This window comes from Fodinibacter luteus, assembly GCF_039541575.1.
Classification (GTDB): Bacteria; Actinomycetota; Actinomycetes; order Actinomycetales; family Dermatophilaceae; genus Fodinibacter; species Fodinibacter luteus.
Genome location: NZ_BAABGM010000014.1, coordinates 95,046 through 112,639, shown reverse-complemented (window position 1 = coordinate 112,639; position 17,594 = coordinate 95,046). Strand labels below are relative to the sequence as shown.

General features: G+C 73.4%; 16 protein-coding genes and 3 tRNA genes. 14 read left to right on the top strand and 5 right to left on the bottom strand.

Features of this window, described 5'->3' with window-relative positions; all coding sequences use genetic code 11:
* The first annotated feature begins 13 nt into the window (after window positions 1-13).
* The 4 genes from ABD899_RS11595 (at window position 14) to icmF (ending at window position 7,322) form a co-directional block, all read left to right on the top strand.
* Window positions 14-718 carry a response regulator gene (locus ABD899_RS11595; RefSeq protein WP_345205999.1) on the top strand — a complete coding sequence of 235 codons (705 nt, stop codon included), beginning with the start codon at window positions 14-16 and terminating at the stop codon, window positions 716-718.
* Window positions 715-3,327 carry a DUF4153 domain-containing protein gene (locus tag ABD899_RS11590; RefSeq protein WP_345205996.1) on the top strand — a complete coding sequence of 871 codons (2,613 nt, stop codon included), beginning with the start codon at window positions 715-717 and terminating at the stop codon, window positions 3,325-3,327. Before ABD899_RS11595 ends, ABD899_RS11590 begins: the two co-directional genes overlap by 4 nt.
* A 147-nt stretch (window positions 3,328-3,474) precedes the next feature.
* The gene (gene aroQ / locus ABD899_RS11585; RefSeq protein ID WP_345205994.1) at window positions 3,475-3,915 is read left to right on the top strand and encodes a type II 3-dehydroquinate dehydratase; all 441 of its coding nucleotides are present in this window, start codon (window positions 3,475-3,477) and stop codon (window positions 3,913-3,915) included.
* Window positions 3,916-4,070: 155 nt separating this feature from the next.
* A complete protein-coding gene (gene icmF / locus ABD899_RS11580; RefSeq protein ID WP_345205992.1) occupies window positions 4,071-7,322 on the top strand; it encodes a fused isobutyryl-CoA mutase/GTPase IcmF in 3,252 nt (1,083 codons plus the stop codon).
* Window positions 7,323-7,408: 86 nt separating this feature from the next.
* Here the strand turns inward: icmF and ABD899_RS11575 are convergent, their stop codons facing one another.
* The gene (locus tag ABD899_RS11575; protein WP_345205990.1) at window positions 7,409-8,206 is read right to left on the bottom strand and encodes a deoxyribonuclease IV; all 798 of its coding nucleotides are present in this window, start codon (window positions 8,204-8,206) and stop codon (window positions 7,409-7,411) included.
* Window positions 8,207-8,309: 103 nt separating this feature from the next.
* Here ABD899_RS11575 and ABD899_RS11570 point away from each other — a divergent pair, with 103 nt between their 5' ends.
* From ABD899_RS11570 to ABD899_RS11535, 8 genes are all read left to right on the top strand, one after another.
* Window positions 8,310-9,071, top strand: coding sequence for an SDR family NAD(P)-dependent oxidoreductase (locus tag ABD899_RS11570; RefSeq protein ID WP_345205988.1), 762 nt, complete (start codon window positions 8,310-8,312; stop codon window positions 9,069-9,071).
* A gap of 14 nt (window positions 9,072-9,085) precedes the next feature.
* Window positions 9,086-9,856, top strand: a complete 771-nt coding sequence (locus ABD899_RS11565; protein ID WP_345205986.1) for a helical backbone metal receptor — start codon at window positions 9,086-9,088, stop codon at window positions 9,854-9,856.
* A 48-nt stretch (window positions 9,857-9,904) separates the two neighbouring features.
* Window positions 9,905-9,977 (top strand) — tRNA-Thr (locus ABD899_RS11560).
* A gap of 47 nt (window positions 9,978-10,024) precedes the next feature.
* A tRNA-Met gene (locus ABD899_RS11555) sits at window positions 10,025-10,098 on the top strand.
* A 124-nt stretch (window positions 10,099-10,222) separates the two neighbouring features.
* A complete protein-coding gene (gene rpmG / locus ABD899_RS11550) occupies window positions 10,223-10,390 on the top strand; it encodes a 50S ribosomal protein L33 (protein WP_345205985.1) in 168 nt (55 codons plus the stop codon).
* Window positions 10,391-10,473: 83 nt separating this feature from the next.
* Window positions 10,474-10,923 carry an FAS1-like dehydratase domain-containing protein gene (locus tag ABD899_RS11545; protein ID WP_345205982.1) on the top strand — a complete coding sequence of 150 codons (450 nt, stop codon included), beginning with the start codon at window positions 10,474-10,476 and terminating at the stop codon, window positions 10,921-10,923.
* 2 nt (window positions 10,924-10,925) lie between these two features.
* Window positions 10,926-11,348 (top strand): MaoC/PaaZ C-terminal domain-containing protein, encoded by a 423-nt coding sequence (locus tag ABD899_RS11540; protein ID WP_345205980.1) that lies wholly within the window; start codon window positions 10,926-10,928, stop codon window positions 11,346-11,348.
* Window positions 11,348-12,421 (top strand): UDP-N-acetylmuramate dehydrogenase, encoded by a 1,074-nt coding sequence (locus ABD899_RS11535; RefSeq protein ID WP_345205978.1) that lies wholly within the window; start codon window positions 11,348-11,350, stop codon window positions 12,419-12,421. The genes ABD899_RS11540 and ABD899_RS11535 overlap by 1 nt, the downstream gene beginning before the upstream one ends.
* 20 nt (window positions 12,422-12,441) lie before the next feature.
* Here ABD899_RS11535 and ABD899_RS11530 read toward each other — a convergent pair whose 3' ends face one another.
* From ABD899_RS11530 to ABD899_RS11515, 4 genes are all read right to left on the bottom strand, one after another.
* Window positions 12,442-13,101, bottom strand: coding sequence for a helix-turn-helix domain-containing protein (locus ABD899_RS11530; protein ID WP_345205976.1), 660 nt, complete (start codon window positions 13,099-13,101; stop codon window positions 12,442-12,444).
* Window positions 13,102-13,998: 897 nt separating this feature from the next.
* Window positions 13,999-15,045 carry an adenosine deaminase gene (locus ABD899_RS11525; RefSeq protein ID WP_345205973.1) on the bottom strand — a complete coding sequence of 349 codons (1,047 nt, stop codon included), beginning with the start codon at window positions 15,043-15,045 and terminating at the stop codon, window positions 13,999-14,001.
* Window positions 15,046-15,050: 5 nt separating this feature from the next.
* Window positions 15,051-15,578 carry a DUF5709 domain-containing protein gene (locus ABD899_RS11520; RefSeq protein ID WP_345205971.1) on the bottom strand — a complete coding sequence of 176 codons (528 nt, stop codon included), beginning with the start codon at window positions 15,576-15,578 and terminating at the stop codon, window positions 15,051-15,053.
* A gap of 4 nt (window positions 15,579-15,582) precedes the next feature.
* Window positions 15,583-16,890 carry an aspartate aminotransferase type Ic gene (locus ABD899_RS11515; RefSeq protein ID WP_345205969.1) on the bottom strand — a complete coding sequence of 436 codons (1,308 nt, stop codon included), beginning with the start codon at window positions 16,888-16,890 and terminating at the stop codon, window positions 15,583-15,585.
* A gap of 207 nt (window positions 16,891-17,097) precedes the next feature.
* Between ABD899_RS11515 and ABD899_RS11510 the strand changes: the two genes are divergently transcribed.
* Together ABD899_RS11510 and secE are read left to right on the top strand one after the other, a co-directional pair.
* Window positions 17,098-17,170, top strand: a tRNA-Trp gene (locus ABD899_RS11510).
* Window positions 17,171-17,281: 111 nt separating this feature from the next.
* On the top strand, window positions 17,282-17,539 hold the full coding sequence (secE, locus tag ABD899_RS11505; protein ID WP_345205966.1) for a preprotein translocase subunit SecE: 258 nt from the start codon (window positions 17,282-17,284) through the stop codon (window positions 17,537-17,539).
* Window positions 17,540-17,594: the final 55 nt, after the last annotated feature.

Sequence of the window (17,594 nt, the reverse complement as noted above, 5' to 3'; positions counted from 1 at the left end):
CTACGCTCGGAGCATGAGCGAGGCTGCGAACGACGCGGGAGCGCTGGTCCTCGTCGTCGAGGACGAGCCGACGATCAACCAGGCCGTCACCGACCGGTTCGTCGCGGAGGGCTTCCGGGTGGTCCAGGCCCACGACGGCCCGGCGGCCGTGGCCGCCTTCACGACGCACGAGCCCGACCTCGTCGTCCTCGACCTCATGCTGCCCGGCTTCGACGGGCTCGAGGTCTGCCGCCGCATCCAGGCGGTCCGTCCGGTGCCCGTGCTCATGCTCACCGCGCGCGACGACGAGACCGACCTCCTCGTCGGGCTCGGGGTCGGCGCCGACGACTACGTCACGAAGCCGTTCTCGATGCGCGAGGTCGTCGCCCGGGTCCGGGCGCTCCTCCGCCGCGTCGAGCGGGCCGCCGAGCTCGCCGCCGGCCGCCCGGCGCACCTCGACGTCGCCGGCCTGCACATCGACGTGGCGTCGCGGCGGGTCACGGTGGAGGACCGCGAGGTCCACCTCACGCCCCTGGAGTTCGACCTGCTCTGCGCGCTCGCCGCCGAGCCGGGGACGGTCCGGCCCCGGGACGACCTCATGCGCGAGGTCTGGGGGTGGGCCGACGCGTCGGGCACCCGCACCCTCGACAGCCACGTCAAGGCGCTGCGCGCGAAGGTCGGCGCCGACCGGGTGCGCACGGTGCACGGCGTGGGCTACGCCCTCGAGGTTGGGCCGTGAACACCGACCGCCCGCTCGACGGCATCGCGTCGATCAAGGCCAAGCTCGGTCTGCTCGTCGCCGTGAGCGTCGTCGCGACGGCCGTCGTCGCCGAGGTCGCGGATGCCGGGCGCGTGCCCTTGTGGATCAGCGTGCCCGTCACCGTGGTCGCCGCCCTCGCGGTGACCCAGTGGCTCGCGCGCGGGATGACCTCGCCGTTGCGCGAGATGACGCTCGCCGCGCGGCGGATGGCCGCGGGCGACTACGGCCAGCGCGTCACGGCATCCTCGAGCGACGAGGTCGGCGACCTGGCCCGCGCCTTCAACGCGATGGCCGCCGACCTCGCCACCGCCGACACCCAGCGCCGGCAGCTCGTCGCGACCGTCTCGCACGAGCTGCGCACCCCGCTCACCGCCCAACGGGCCCTGCTCGAGAACCTCGTCGACGGTGTCGTGCGCCCGGACGACGACGCGCTGCGGGCCGCGCTCCACCAGAGTGAGCGGCTGAGTGCCCTCGTCGCCGACCTGCTCGACCTCTCCCGCATCGACGCGGGGGTCGCCCCCCTCGCGCTCACCGACGTGCGGGTCGCGGACCTGCTCGCGTCGGCCGTCGCCGAGGCGTCCGTCGAGGGCCGCCCGGTGCGGGTGCGCCACGAGGTGCACCCGCACGACCTCGTCGTGCGTGCCGATCCCGGGCGCCTCGCCCAGGTCGTCGCCAACCTCGTCGACAACGCCGTGCGGCACAGCCCCGCCGGGGGCGAGGTGCGAGTCGCCGCGTCCGTCGACGGCGACACGTGGCGCCTCGAGGTCCGCGACGAGGGGCCCGGCATCCCGGCCGACCGGGTCGAGCGGATCTTCGACCGGTTCGGCTCGGGCGACCAGTCCGGCGGCGGGACCGGCCTCGGGCTCGCCATCGCCCGCTGGGTCAGCGAGCTGCACGGCGGCACGATCCGCGCGCTGCCGACCGCGCCGGGCTCGACCGGTGCCGTGCTGCGGGCGGAGCTGCCCGTCCGGGCAGCCTCGACCCGCCCCTCCCACCTCACGCAGGAGCACGAGATGACCCCGCCGCCGACCAGCATCTCCCCGGCCGCCGACCTGCCGGTGACCACGCCCGCGGTCGGTCGCGCGACGGCATCCGCGCCCTCCGGGCCCGGCTCGGCATCCGCGAGCTCCGGGCTCGGTGACCTCTGGCCCGAGCGCGACGTCCCGCCGCAGCCGCTGCCGGTGCTCGCCGCCCTCGGCGTCGGCACCTGGGCCGCGCTCACCTGGCCCGAGCGCGGCATCGGGCTCGCGGTCGGACTGACCCTGTTCGCGACCGGCCTGCTCATGTGGCGGGTCGCCCGTTACCGGCGCCACCCGTGGACGCTGCTGTGCGCCGGGCTCGCCGCTGCGCTGGCCTCGGTCACCGTGCTGCGCGAGGCCGGCGGCGTCGTGGCGATCGCCGTGCTCGTCGGCGTCGTCGCCGCCGCGTCCGGCGCCACCCGCGCCCGCACCCTCCTCGCCGTGCCGCTCAGCGTGCTCGCGTGGCCGCTGTCGGCACTGCGCGGCCTGCCGCTGCTCGGCCGCACGGTCCGGGCGACGGGCCGCGCCTCGGTCGTGTGGCCCGTACTGCGCACCATCGGCCTCTCCCTCGTCGCGCTCACCCTCTTCGGAGGCCTGTTCGCCTCCGGGGACGCGGTGTTCGGGGCGTGGGCCGAGGCGCTCGTGCCCGACCTGGAGTGGGACACGCTCATCGCGCGCACGTTCGTGCTCGTGCTCGTCGCGGGGGTCGCGCTCACCGGTGCGTACCTCGCGCTCAACCCGCCACGGGTGCGCGAGGCCCGACTGCCGGCGACCCGCCGGGCCACGCACGCGTGGGAGTGGGCCGTCCCGGTGGGGCTCGTCGTCGCGCTCTTCGCCGGCTTCCTCGTCGCCCAGGCGACGGCGATGTGGGGCGGGGTCGAGCACCTGCGCGCCACCACCGGGCTGACGTACGCCGAGTACGTCCACCAGGGCTTCGGCCAGCTGACCGTCGCCACCTTCCTCACCGTCGTCGTCGTCGGGCTCGCGATGCGCGCCGCACCCCTCGAGAGCGCCCGGGACCGGGTGCTGCTGCGCGTGCTGGTCGGGACGCTGTGCGTGCTCACCCTGGCGGTCGTGGCGAGCGCCCTCTACCGGATGTCGCTCTACCAGGACGCCTACGGCTACACCGTGCTGCGCGTCTTCGTCGACGGCTTCGAGCTGTGGCTGGGGCTCGTCATCGGGTTCCTCCTCGTCGCCGGGCTCCGGCTGTCCGGAGCCTGGGTGCCCCGGGCCGTGCTCGTCTCCGGGGTGCTGTTCGTCCTCGGCTTCGCCGCGATGAACCCGGACGCCTGGGTCGCCGGGCGCAACATCGACCGGTTCGAGGCCGGGCAGGCGCTCGACACCGTGTACCTCTCGAGCCTGAGTGCCGACGCGACCCCGGTCATCGCCGAGCGACTGCCGGCCGACCTCGCCGCGTGCGTGCTCGAGTCCTCGTGGGCGGTGAGCGGAGAGCCCGACGACCTCCTCGAGTGGAACCTCGGGCGGGCCCGCGCGGCGGATGCCGTCGTCGGCCTCCCGGTGCCGTCCGGCGGTTGTGCGTCGCTCGTGACCGGGGACCTGGTCCGCTGACACCGTCCGCCCGGCGGAGGTCGCGCACGGGTGCGGGTCGAGCGGGGTGGAGGGGATACCGCTCGGGGATCCGCGCGGTGACACCTCGACCCGGCCGCGGCCCCGGCGCAGGGGGCAGTCGGGGCGCACCACGGCATACTCGCGACCATGGACGCCCGCACCGTGCTCGTGCTCAACGGCCCGAACCTCAACCTCCTCGGCGAGCGCGAGCCCGAGGTCTACGGCTCGGCCACCCTGGCCGACGTGGAGGCGCTGTGCCGCGAGGTCGCCGACGGCGCCGGGCTGACCGTGGACTTCCGCCAGTCCAACCACGAGGGCACGCTCGTCGACTGGGTGCAGGAGGGACGCCGGGGCATCGCCGGCATCGTCGTCAACGCCGCCGGGTACACGCACACGTCGGTCGCCCTGCGTGACGCGCTGTCGACGTGCCGGGTCCCGCGGGTCGAGGTGCACATCAGCGACATCCGCGCGCGCGAGGCCTTCCGGCACCACAGCTACCTCACCGACGTCTGCGACCACCACGTCATCGGCCGCGGTGTGCAGGGCTATGCCGAGGCAATCACCTGGATCGCCGCCCGCCGGGGGTGACTGCCCACCCCCGCCACCTGCACGACGTCCGGCAAGTCGGTGCTCCAACCCCCCGAGGTGCCGGACGCAGTGAGAGGCTGGGCGCAGGATCGGTGACTTCCGGGTAGGTACTAGGACGTCCTAGTATTTCGGGACCGCTCTCGGAAGGACACCTCATGGCAGCGCAGCCGACCAGCCCGACACCGGAGCTCCACGTGCCGACGCACCCGGTGCGCATCGTCACCGCGTCCGCCCTGTTCGACGGCCACGACGCCTCGATCAACATCATGCGGCGGATCATGCAGGCGCAGGGGGCCGAGGTGATCCACCTCGGCCACAACCGCAGCGTCCGGGAGGTCGTCGACGCGGCGATCGAGGAGGACGTCCAGGGCGTCGCGGTCAGCTCGTACCAGGGCGGGCACGTCGAGTACTTCGAGTACCTCGTCCAGCTGCTCCGCGAGTCCGGGGCGGGGCACGTCCGGGTCGTCGGTGGCGGGGGCGGGGTCATCGTCCCGAGCGAGGTGGCGCGACTGCGCGAGGCCGGCGTCACGATCTTCAGTCCCGAGGACGGCCAGCGGCTCGGGCTGCCCGGCATGGTCAACCAGGTCGTCGCCGCCTGCGACACCGACCTGTGGGAACAGCACCCGACGACGGCCGCCGCCGTGCTGTCGGGGGAGCGGTCCGCCGTCGCCCGCGCCATCACGGCCGCCGAGACCGGCCACCTCACCGACGGCATGCGCGCCGAGCTCGAGCAGGCGGCAGCCACCCGGCGCACCCCGGTGCTGGGCATCACGGGCACCGGGGGCTCGGGCAAGTCCAGCCTCACCGACGAGCTCGTCCGCCGCCTGCGCGTCGACCAGCAGGACAAGCTGCGCGTCGCCTGCGTCGCCATCGACCCCACCCGCCGGCGCGGTGGCGGGGCGCTGCTCGGCGACCGGATCCGGATGAACTCGCTCGACGGCGACCGCGTCTACTTCCGCTCGCTCGCGACCCGCGGCCACCACGAGGTCCCCGAGGCGCTCGGCGACGTGCTCACCGTCCTGCGGGCCGCGGGGTACGACCTCGTCGTCGTCGAGACCCCCGGCATCGGCCAGGGTGACGCCGCGATCACCTCCTTCGCCGACGTCAACCTCTACGTCATGACGCCCGAGTTCGGCGCCGCGAGCCAGCTCGAGAAGATCGACATGCTCGACTTCGCCGACGTCGTCGCCATCAACAAGTTCGAGCGCCGCGGCGCGATGGACGCCCTGCGCGACGTCGGCCGCCAGCTCGCCCGCAACCGGGGGGCCTTCGGCAGGAAGCCCGAGGACATGCCCGTGTTCGGCACCTCCGCCGCGACCTTCAACGACGACGGCGTCACTGCGCTGTACCAGGAGCTGCGCGGGATGCTCGCCGACCAGGGGCTCGACGTGGCGGACGGGGCGCTCGCCCCGGTCGCCGTCCGGCACTCGTCGGTGCTGCGGCAGGTCGTCCCGCCCCAGCGGGTGCGCTACCTCGCCGAGATCGCCGAGACGGTGCGGGGGTTCCACGAGGACACCCACCGGTATGCCGACGCGGCCCGGCGCGTCCAGCGGCTGACCGAGGTCGGTGCCGCCCTCGAGCGGGCGGGGTCCGACCGCTCCGGGGTCGACGCCCTCCTCGCCGAGGCACGCGACGACCTGCCGCTGTCGGTGGCCCGTCAGCTCGCCGGCTGGTCGTCCGTCGTCGAGGCGTACGCCGGGGACGAGCAGGTCGTCACCGTGCGCGACCGGGAGATCCACACCTCGCTCGTGCGCGAGTCCTTGTCCGGCAACCGGATCCGCCGCGTGTCGCTGCCGCGCTACTCCGACGACGGTGACCTCGTGTCGTTCCTGCGCCGCGAGAACCTCCCCGGCTACTTCCCCTTCACCGCCGGGGTGTTCCCGTTCAAGCGTGACAACGAGGACCCCGCCCGGATGTTCGCGGGGGAGGGCGACCCGTTCCGCACGAACCGCCGGTTCACGCTGCTGTCCCAGGGCCAGCCCGCGACCCGGCTGTCGACGGCCTTCGACTCGGTCACCCTCTACGGCCGCGACCCGGACAGGCGCCCCGACATCTACGGCAAGGTCGGCACCTCCGGCGTCTCGGTCGCGACCCTCGACGACATGCGCGAGCTCTACGCCGGGTTCGACCTCACCTCGCCGACGACGAGCGTGTCGATGACGATCAACGGGCCGGCCCCGACGATCCTCGCCTTCTTCCTCAACACCGTCATGGACCGCGAGGTCGAGAAGTGGGCGGCCGAGAACGGCCGTGAGCCGGACGAGCAGGAGGCGCACGGCATCCGGGCGCAGGCGCTCGCGACGGTCCGCGGCACCGTGCAGGCCGACATCCTCAAGGAGGACCAGGGCCAGAACACCTGCCTGTTCTCCACGGAGTTCTCGCTGCGGATGATGGCCGACATCCAGGAGTGGTTCATCGAGCACCGGGTCCGCAACTTCTACTCGGTGTCGATCAGCGGCTACCACATCGCCGAGGCCGGGGCGAACCCCATCAGCCAGCTCGCGTTCACCCTCGCGAACGGCTTCACGTACGTCGAGGCCTACCTCGCGCGCGGGATGGACATCGACGACTTCGCCCCGAACCTGTCGTTCTTCTTCTCCAACGGCATGGACCCCGAGTACACCGTCATCGGCCGGGTGGCCCGCCGGATCTGGGCGGTCGCGATGCGCGAGAAGTACGGCGCCAACGAGCGCAGCCAGAAGCTGAAGTACCACGTGCAGACCTCGGGCCGGTCCCTGCACGCGCAGGAGATGGACTTCAACGACATCCGCACGACGCTGCAGGCCCTCACCGCGGTCTACGACAACGCCAACAGCCTGCACACCAACGCCTACGACGAGGCGGTCACGACGCCCTCGCAGGAGTCGGTGCGCCGCGCGCTCGCGATCCAGATGATCATCTCCAAGGAGTGGGGGCTCGCGATGAACGAGAACCCGCTCCAGGGTGCGTTCGTCGTCGACGAGCTGACCGACCTCGTCGAGGCCGCAGTGCTTGCGGAGTTCGACCGCCTCTCCGAGCGCGGCGGCGTGCTCGGCGCGATGGAGACGGGGTACCAGCGCGGTCGGATCCAGGACGAGTCGATGCTCTACGAGCACCGCAAGCACGACGGATCGCTGCCGATCGTCGGGGTCAACACCTTCCTCGCCCCGGATGCCGGGGAGTCGCCGAAGGAGGTCACCCTCGCCCGCGCGTCGGAGGCCGAGAAGGAGGGCCAGCTCGCGCGCGTCACCGCGTACCGCGAGGAGCACCGGGTCGAGGCGCAGGAAGCGCTCGACCGGCTCAAGGCGGCCGCGACCTCGGGCGAGAACGTCTTCGCGGTGCTCATGGATGCCGCGCGGGTGTGCTCGCTGCAGCAGGTCACCGAGGCGTTCTTCGAGGTGGGTGGGCAGTACCGCCGCAACGTCTGACCGGTTCCTCGCCGGGCCGGGCCACCGTGACCCGTGGTGACCACCCCGGCCAGGACGGTCGATCGGGGCCCCGGTGCCCCCTCGGCTCAGCCGACCCGCTCCCGCAGCCAGGCGATGTCGGCTCCCTGGCCCTCGACCCCGCCCGGCGTCTCGACGACGACAGGGGCCCCGGCGGCCCGGACGAGGTCGGCGAGGTCGGCGCCGTCGATGTGGCCGGACCCGAGGTTGGTGTGCCGGTCGGCGCCGGAGTCGAACACGTCGCGGCTGTCGTTGCAGTGGACGAGGTCGATGCGCCCGGTGACCGCCCGGACCCTCTCGACGACGCTGCCCAGGTCGTGGCCCCCGGCGTGGGCGTGGCAGGTGTCGAGGCAGAAGCCGACCGCGTCGCCCCCCTCGGCCCGGCCGAGTGCCTCCCACAGCCGCTCGATCGCCTCGAGTCGCCGCGCCATCGCGTTGTCGCCGCCCGCGGTGTTCTCGATGAGGAGCGGAACCGGCATCTCGAGCCCGTCGACGCATTTGCGCCAGTTGTCGAAGCCGACCGCGGCGTCCTCGTCCCGCCCGAGGTGCCCGCCGTGCACGACGACGCCCTTCGCCCCGATCTCGGCGGCGGCCGTCAGGTGCTGCTGGAGCAGCTTGCGGCCCGGGATCCGGATGCGGTTGTTCGTCGACGCGACGTTGATCGGGTACGGCGCGTGGACGTAGAGGTCGACGCCCGCCGCCTCGGCCGCCGCCCGCAGGCCCGCCGCGCCGCCGGCGTACGCCACGACCGGCCCCTTGTAGCTCTGCGGGTCGCCGAGGAAGAACTGGCTGAGCGTCGCGCCGCGGGCCGCGGCCTCGGCCACGGGGTCGCTCTGGTCGACGTGCCCTCCGATGCGCAGGTCCATGGCCCCACCGTACGGCGCCCCACCGACGTGCTCCGAGGGCGCGGATGCCGTGCCCGGGGGCCGGCGGTGTCGCCGGCCGGGCGGGCTTGGCAGGATGGCGCCCATGCAGACCGCGAACACCACTGCCATCGTCACCGGAGGGGCGTCCGGGCTCGGCGCCGCGACCGCGGCCGGTCTCGCCGCCGCGGGCTCCCGGGTCGTCGCCCTCGACCTCGCCGCGGCGTGCGAGGCGGCCCCCGCCGTCGACGGGGTCGAGTACGTCCCGACCGACGTGACCTCCGAGGACGACGTGCGGGCGGCCGTGGCCCGCGCCGGCGACGACCCACAGCGGCCGCTGCGGATCGTCGTCAACTGCGCCGGGATCGGGCCGTCGGCCCGCATCGTCGGACGCAGGGGCGCCCACGACCTCGGCCTCTTCCGCAAGGTCGTCGAGATCAACCTCGTCGGCTCGTTCACCGTCCTCGCGATCGCGGCCGAGGCCATCGCGGCCACGGACCCGGACGCCGACGGCCAGCGCGGAGTCGTCGTCAACACGGCGAGCATCGCCGCCTTCGACGGCCAGGTCGGGCAGGCTGCCTACAGCGCGTCCAAGGGGGGCATCGTCGGGCTCACCCTGCCGGCCGCGCGCGACCTCGCGCAGTACGGCATCCGGGTCGTGACGATCGCCCCCGGCATCGTCGAGACCCCCATGCTCGCCACCGTCTCCGACGAGTTCCGGGCCGGGCTCGCGGCGGGGGTGCCCTTCCCGCAGCGCCTCGCGCGCCCGGAGGAGTACGCGAAGCTCGTCCTCGCGATCGTCGACCACGACTACCTCAACGGCGAGACGATCCGGATGGACGGGGCGCTGCGGATGGCGCCGCGCTGACCGCCTCCCGCCGGATGCCGCGCACGCTGACCGACGACCTCGGGCACGCCGTCACGCTGCCCACGGTCGTCGCCCGCGTCGTCTCGCTCGTGCCCTCGCTCACCGAGGCCCTCGCCGCGAGCTGCCCCGAGCGGCTCGTCGGGGCCACCGACTGGTGCTCCCACCCGGCGGACCTCGACGCGCGGGGCGTGGCCCGCGTGCGTGGGACGAAGAACCCCGACCTCGCCGCCGTCGCGGCGCTCGGGCCCGACCTCGTCGTCGCGAACAAGGAGGAGAACCGCGAGCTGGACGTCCGGCGGATGCGTGCGCGCGGCATCCCCGTGTGGGTGACCGACATCGAGACCGTGCCGCAGGCGGTGGCGTCGATCCGCCGGCTCCTTCGGGAGGTGCTCGCCCTGCCGAGCGACCCGAGGTGGCTGGTCTCGGCCGAGGAGGCATGGTGCGGGCCGGTGCCGCCACCGAGCGCGCGCGTCGTCGTGCCCGTGTGGCGCGACCCGTGGATGGTCGTGGGGCGGCCCACCTTCACCGCCGAACTGCTCGCGCGCTCGGGCCTCGAGGTCGCGACCGCGGGCGGGTCCGGACGCTACCCCGTGGTCGAGCTCGACGCCCTCGACGACCCGGCGATCGCGGACCTCGTGCTGCTCCCGGACGAGCCGTACGCCTTCAGCGAGACCGACGGACCGGCATCCTTCCGGCGTCTCCCGACGCGCCTCGTGTCGGGTCGGTTGATGACCTGGTACGGCCCGTCGCTCGTCGCTGCGCGGATTTCGCTGGACCGATCGTGAGCGTGTAATGTCTCCGTCGCGCCCGGCGGTCGCCCGCACGCAGCGCATGCCCCCTTAGCTCAGTCGGCAGAGCGTTTCCATGGTAAGGAAAAGGTCGTCGGTTCGATTCCGACAGGGGGCTCTGGTCGGCCGGGCCGGTCGCGAGAGCGGACCCGAGTCGCCCCCCATGGCGGGGTAGCTCAGCTGGTTAGAGCGCACGACTCATAATCGTGAGGTCGCGGGATCGAGCCCCGCTCCCGCTACCGAGGCCGCGATTTCGGGGTTTGCCCGAAGTTGCGTATCCTGTTGTGCCGGTGTCGCGCGTGCCCCGCGCCCCGACGCGACGCCCCGACGATCGATTCACCTTCCCGAGAGCAGGTTGCCCCCATGGCCAAGGCCACCGACGTCCGCCCCAAGATCACCCTGGCGTGCACGGAGTGCAAGGAGCGCAACTACATCACGAAGAAGAACCGCCGTAACGACCCCGACCGGCTCGACCTGGCGAAGTTCTGCCCGCGCTGCAAGAAGCACACGACGCACCGCGAGACCCGCTGACCCCACCGTCAGCCCGCGAGAGGCCGCCGCACCCGACCGGTGCCGGCGGCCTCTCGCGTTCCCGGTCTCCTAGAGTGGTCGCCATGGCCGTGAACCCAGACTTCGTCGGGCGGACCTACCCGCCGAGTGGACCGTATGCCGTCGACGCGGCACTCATCGCGGCGTTCGCCGCCGCCGTGGGCGCGAGCGACCCCGTGCACACCGACCCCGAGGCGGCGCGGGCCGCCGGGTACGGCGACGTCATCGCACCGCCGACGATGGCGGTGCGCTTCTCACAGCAGTCCGAGCGCGCCTACGTCACCGACCCCGAGGCCGGCATCGACTTCAGCCGGGTCGTCCACGGCGAGCAGCGGTTCGTCCACCACCGCCCGATCACCGCGGGTGACGCGGTCGTCGGCACGACGACGGTCGACGCGGTGCGCTCGGCCGGGGGGCACTCCATGGTGACGACCCGCACCGAGCTGGCGACGACGACGGGCGAGGCCCTCGCCACGTCGACGTCCACGATCGTCGTGCGCGGCGGGGAGGAGTGAGCATGCCCGTCCGTCAGCTCGCCGAGGTCTCGGTCGGAGACGTCGTCGGCCCGGTGACCGTGCCCGTGCGCCGCGAGACCCTCGTCGCCTACGCCAACGCCTCGGGTGACCAGAACCCCATCCACCAGGACGAGTCCTTCGCCCGCTCGGTCGGCCTTCCCGACGTCATCGCGCACGGGATGTGGACGATGGGGGCGTCGGCGACGGTCGTCGCGGACTGGGTGGGCGATGCCGGCCGGGTCGTCGAGTTCGGGACCCGGTTCACCAAGCCGGTCGTCGTCCCCGTCGGCGGTACCGAGGTCGTCGTCGAGGGCGTCGTCAAAGCTGTGGATGCCGGCACCGGCCGGGTCACCGTCGACGTCACGACGACGTGCGGCGGCGAGAAGGTCCTCGGCCGCTGCGTCGCGGTCGTCCGGCTCGACTGATGCTCGAGCTCCACGACGAGCCGATCTCCGAGCACACGACGATGCGGGTCGGCGGGCCCGCTGCGCGCATGGTCGTCTGCGAGACGCCGGACGAGCTCGTCGACGCCGTCCGGGAGGTCGACGACGCGCAGGAGCCGCTCCTCGTGCTCGGTGGCGGGTCCAACCTCGTCGTGGCGGATGCCGGGTTCGCGGGCACCGTCGTCAAGGTCGCCACGCGCGGCGTGCACGTGGACTCGCAGGACAGCTGCGGCGGAGCCAACGTCACGGTCGCCGCGGGCGAGGACTGGGACGCGCTCGTCGCACGTGCTGTCGACGAGGGATGGTCCGGGATCGAGGCGCTCTCGGGCATCCCCGGGTCGACGGGGGCGACGCCGGTGCAGAACGTCGGCGCGTACGGTCAGGAGGTCTCGCAGACCGTCGCGCGGGTGCGGGTGTGGGACCGGGTCGACCAGCAGGTGCGCACGATGAGCTCGCCGGACTGCCACTTCACGTACCGGCATTCGCTGTTCAAGGCGTCGGACCGGTACGTCGTCATCGACGTCATGTTCCAGCTCGTCGTGCAGTCCCTCTCGCAGCCGGTGCGCTACACGGACCTCGCCACCGAGCTCGGGGTGGAGGTGGGGCAGCGGGTGCCGCTCGCGGAGGCGCGGGAGGCGGTGTTGGCGCAGCGCCGTCGGCGGGGGATGGTGCTCGACGCCGCCGACCACGACACGTGGAGCTGCGGGTCGTTCTTCACGAACCCGGTCCTGTCCGTCGCCGACTTCGAGGTGCTCGAGCAGCGGGTGACCGACCGGCTCGGCGCCGAGGGGCCGCGGCCGCCCCGCTTCGCCGACACCGACGGCAACGTCAAGACGAGCGCCGCCTGGCTCATCGAGCGCGCCGGGTTCGGCAAGGGCTTCGGGATGCCCGGGCCGGCGACGCTCTCGACGAAGCACACGCTCGCGGTGACCAACCGAGGCGGTGCGACGGCATCCGACGTCACGGCCCTGGCCCGCCGGGTGCGGGACGGGGTGCGCGAGGCGTTCGGGGTGACGCTCGTCAACGAGCCGGTGCTCGTCGGCGACGCCCTGTAGCGGGTCACGGGCTTCCGAGGTCAGCACGCGCGGTCCCCGCGTCGGGTGAACCGCGGGGCGTACCAGTCCGGGGGGACCGTGCCCGCCCGGCTCGACTCGGCGTACCACCACCACGGGGGAGCGCTCGAGACCTGTTCGGTGTCGTGGTGCGCCGGGAAGCGGCGGCCGCCGCCGCGGACCCGGGCGATGAGCTCGGACCGCGGCCAGAAGGCGGGGCTCACCGGTCGGGGAGCGGGCGGATCCGGGGGTGGCTGCAGCGGGGGTGCCGGGGGTGGCTGCGTCGCGGGGTCCGTCGGACCCGGGGGTGGTGCGGCTGTGGGCCGGGCGCGGGCGAGGGAACCGGTCTCGAGGGCGGTGGTGGCAGGAGGCTGGCGCACCGCCGGGTCGGGGAGGACTGGGACGGCGGCTGCGGGCGCCGGCTCGTCGGAGGGCGGCCGGTGGCACAGGCACAGGACGAACGCCGTGCCGTCGAGGGCGGCGACGACGTCCGCCAGCTTCATCCCGCCCGCTGCGCTCTCGAGCCGGATGACGGCGCTGAGGGTGAGGCCCCGGTGCGCGGCGTAGGCGCGTTGGCTCATGCCGAGGCGGCGCCGATCCGCCCGCACGGCCAGCCCGACCTCGTCCGCGAGCCGCAGGGAGGCCCTCGCGTCGATCAGCTCGGCAGCGAAGGTGGGCCACATGCGGGGTTTCCATTCCATGCCGCCAGCCCACCGCGTCGGGACCGTGGGTGCCAGTGTCTGCCCGGGGCTGTGGACGAGGTGTGGCCTGGACCCTGCCTGTGGATCACGACGGCCGGCGGTCGGGCGCAGCGCAGGGCTGGGGGCGGGGCGCGAGTGGCGGACCTGGTGTCGAGCGGGGTGGTGACCTGGCGGGCGATGGGCGCGCCGCACCTCGGGCCGCCTTGGTGGCTGGACCACTCACTAGAAGCGACGATTCGGAGGCGCGGCTCGGCCTGCCGCGACAGGTGCTCACGCGCGCTATATCGAATGCTCGCGGTCCGAGAGCACATCGAGATGTGCACGGGGCAGGCAGGCACGGGTCAGGTGCTCGCTGAGACTGGGCGAATCGGGAGATGCGCTCGTCGAGGTGGTCTGGGGCACGTTGCTCGCTGAGATTGGGCGAATCGAGATATGCGTCCGTGGGGGTGGCACGAGGGCTCGTTTGCTCGACTGGGGAGGGCAATGTGAGATTCGCTCCGGGTCGTCGCAAGCGGTGGGTGTGCTCGCTCAAGGGGAGCATTCGATATAGCGGCCGAACCCGGCCATTGACCGCGTCACCGGCGCTGGACGAGGAATCCAACGTCACCGGGCCCCGCCACAGCCACCTTCACCGTCGCCTTGCCGTCGCGCCCTCACCTTCGCCGCCGTGCCGTCCCCGTCGCCTGAGCTCACCGCCGCGCCGTCCCCGTCGCCTGAGCTCACCGCCGCGCCGTCCCCGTCGCCTGAGCTCACCGCCGCGCCGTCGCCGTCGCCTTTGCCGCCGCGCCGTCGCCGTCGCCTTTGCCGCCGCGCCGTCGCCTTCGCGCATTCGCCGCCGTGCCGTCCCCGTCGCCGCCAAGTCTCCCTCGCGGCCTGCGCTCAGCCGGCTGGAGCCTCGAGCCACGCCGAGACCTCGCGCTCCGCCTCGGCCACGACGTCGGACGGCGCCCGGCTCGCGGCGAACGACGCCCGGGCCAGCTCCGCCAGCTCGGCGTCGCCGAAGCCGTGGTCGGCCCGCGCGCTCGCGTACTGCTCACCGAGGCGGGACCCGAAGATGAGCGGGTCGTCGGCCCCCAGGGCCACGCGGGCCCCGGCCGCGACGAGCGTGCGCAGCGGCACGTCGCCCGGTGTGTCGTACACCCCGAGCGAGACGTTCGACAGCGGGCACACCTCGAGCGCCACCTGCTCCTCGACGACCCGGCCGAGCACCCGCGGGTCCTCGGCCGACCGCACCCCGTGCCCGAGGCGCTCCGGTGCGAGCGCGTCGAGCGTCGCCGTCACCGACTCGGCACCCAGCAGCTCACCGGCGTGGGGCACGAGCGCGAGCCCGGCCCGCCGCGCGATCCGGAACGCCGGCCCGAACTCCGCCGTGTCACCGCGGCGCTCGTCGTTCGAGAGCCCGAACCCGACGACGGATCCCGGTCCCGACCCGGCGTACCGCGCGGCGAGCCGGGCCAGGGTCCGCGCCTCGAGCGGGTGCCGCATCCGGCTGGCCGCGACGACGACCGCGACCGACGCCGCACCCGCCTCGCCCGACACCGTCCGGGCCTCGTCCAGGACGATCTCCAGCGCCGGCGTGATCCCGCCGACGAACGGCGCGTACGACGTCGGGTCGACCTGGATCTCCAGCCACCTCGAGCCCTCCGCGCCGTCGTCGTGCGCGGCCTCACGCACGATCCGGCGCATGTCGGCCTCGCCACGCACGCACGCCCGCGCCGCGTCGTACAGGCGCTGGAACCGGAACCAGCCGCGCGCGTCGGCGGTCTCGAAGCGCGGCGGCCAGTCGGTGGTCAGGGAGGCCGGCAGTCGGATGCCGTGCTGCTCGGCGAGCTCGCGCACCGTCGCCACCCGCATCGAGCCGGTGAAGTGCAGGTGGAGGTGCGCCTTCGGCAGGTCCGTGACGGACCGCTGTGGCGCAGCGGCCACCGGGCTCACTCGGAGTCGATGTCCTCGGAGTCGTCGACGCGGTCCTCGATGACGTGCATCGCGGCCTCCTCGGCGGAGGCCGCCGCACCGTCGATGCCGACGTCCTCACCGACGAGGTCCTTCTCGGTGTCCTCGCCGAACCCGTGATCGGGGGCCACGAGGCGTCCGGCCCGCGCGCCGCCCACCTCACCGTCGCCGATCCAGTCGTCCTCCGCGGCGATGCTGTCGGGGTCGTCGCCGCCGACGCGGTCGCGGTCGTCGAGCCCGGACTCGTTGTCGGGGGCGCCGTACGCCGAGGTGGGGTCGGGGACCTCCTGCCTGATCCGTTCGTCGATCGTCTCGTCGCGGTGCTGCTCCTCGAGCGTCACCCCGTGGGCGCGGGACCCCCGGTCGGTGTCCGGCGGCGAGTAGCCCCGGTCGAGGACGTCGCCGGCGTAGTCGTCCACGAGGGTGTCCTCGGGCTGGAGCTGGTCCTCGTCGTCGAGGCTGTAGGCGCCGAGGTCGGTCGTCATGTTCTCCTGCTGCTCCGACATGTCCTCACCCTACGTCGCTCAGGCGTTCGGCCGCGGCGAGGGCGACGCACGTCGCAACGCCCGCCATCGCCGTCTCGACCTCCTCGAGCTCGGGGAACGACGGGGCCAGCCGGATGTTCCGGTCGCGGGGGTCGGCGCCGTGGGGGAAGGACGCCCCCGCGGGCGTCAACGCGATACCCGCCTCCTTCGCCAGGGTGACGACGCGGGCGGCGCACCCGTCGAGCACGTCGAGGCTCACGAAGTACCCCCCGGCCGGACGGGTCCACTCCGCGACGCCGAGCCCGCCGAGGGCCGCGGTGAGCGCGGCATCCACGGCCGCGAACTTCGGCGCGAGGATCTCTCGGTGCCTCACCATGTGCTGGCGCACCCCCTCGGCCGACCCGAAGAACTGGACGTGGCGCAGCTGGTTGACCTTGTCGGGCCCGATCGAGGCGAACTGCTGGTGGCCCAGGTACGCGGCGACGTTCTCCCGCGACGCCGCGAGGAAGGCGACGCCCGCCCCGGCATACGTGATCTTGCTCGTCGAGGCGAACATGACCGGGCGGTGCGGGTGGCCCGCCGCCGACGCCAGCGACAGGATGTCGGCCGACTTCGCCTCGTTCGAGGTCAGGTGGTGCAGGGCGTACGCGTTGTCCCAGAAGATGCGGAAGTCGGGGGCAGCCGCCGGCATCGCCGCGAGCCGGCCGGCGACCTCCTGGGTCACGACCGACCCGGAGGGGTTGGCGTACGTGGGCACGACCCACATGCCCTTGACGCTCGGGTCGTCACGCACGAGGGACTCGACGGCGTCGACGTCCGGGCCGTCGCCCCGCATCGGGACGGTGAGCATCTCGATGCCGTACGACGCGAGCATCGTGAAGTGCCGGTCGTAGCCGGGCACCGGGCACACGAAGGTCACCTTGTCCTCGTCGCGCCAGGGCCGGGGCGAGTCGACGCCGCCGTGCAGGAGGTGCTGGACGAGCACGTCGTGCATCATCGTCAGGCTCGAGCTGCCGCCGGCGACGAGCTGGTCGGGGTCGACCCAGAGCAGCTCGGCGAACATCTCGCGCAGCTCGCGCAGGCCGCTCAGGCCGCCGTAGTTGCGCACGTCGACCCCGTCGGCGTCGGTGACCCCGTCGGGCAGTCGCAGCAGGGCGTCGGACAGGTCGAGCTGTGCGGTGCTCGGCTTGCCGCGAGTCAGGTCGAGGCGCAGGCCGCGCTCCGTGAGTGCGGCATAGGCCCGCCGCTGGCGCTCGAGGTAGGTCGCGAGCTCTTCGGGGGAGCGCTGCGCGAGGGGGGTGCGGTCGGCGGTGCCGGGGCTGTGGGTGCTCACCGGCTTATCGTGGCAGAGCAGGCCCCGCCGCACCCGGGCTGATGGGGGCGCGGGTCGTCGCGGCGAGCCCCTGCCGTCGCCGCGAGGCGAGTTCGCGCCCGGGCCGGGGCGTCCCGTATGCTTGCCGCTCGGTGTGACCAACCACCCTTCGGCGTGCCCGAGGGCGAGGGTCGCACCGCAGGGAGCCCTCCCGACCGGGCACCCTGTAGGGCAGTGGCTCAATTGGTAGAGCACCGGTCTCCAAAACCGGCGGTTGGGGGTTCGAGTCCCTCCTGCCCTGCGTCGCACGTGTGGTTCGTCCACGACTGCACCCTCCCCACGGGTGCCTTCGCGGTCGTGCCGCGCGCAAGGCACCGACAGACAGACGACGTGAAGAGGCACCGTGACTGACGTGGGTCAGACCAGGACTCCCTCCCGACCCGCCAAGGGGAAGGACCGGGGTGGCAACCCCGTCTCCCGGTGGTTCAAGGCGCTCGGGCTGTTCGTCAGCCAGATCCTCGACGAGCTGCGCAAGGTCGTGCGGCCGACGCGGTCGGAGCTGTGGAACTACACGATCGTCGTCATCGTGTTCGTCACGGTGATGATGGCGCTCGTGGCCGCGCTCGACCTCGGCTTCAGCAAGCTCGTCGGCCTGGTGTTCGGCTCCTGACGCTGCGCCCGGCGCACCCGCGAGCACACACCACCGGCAACCCGAGAACAAGGAA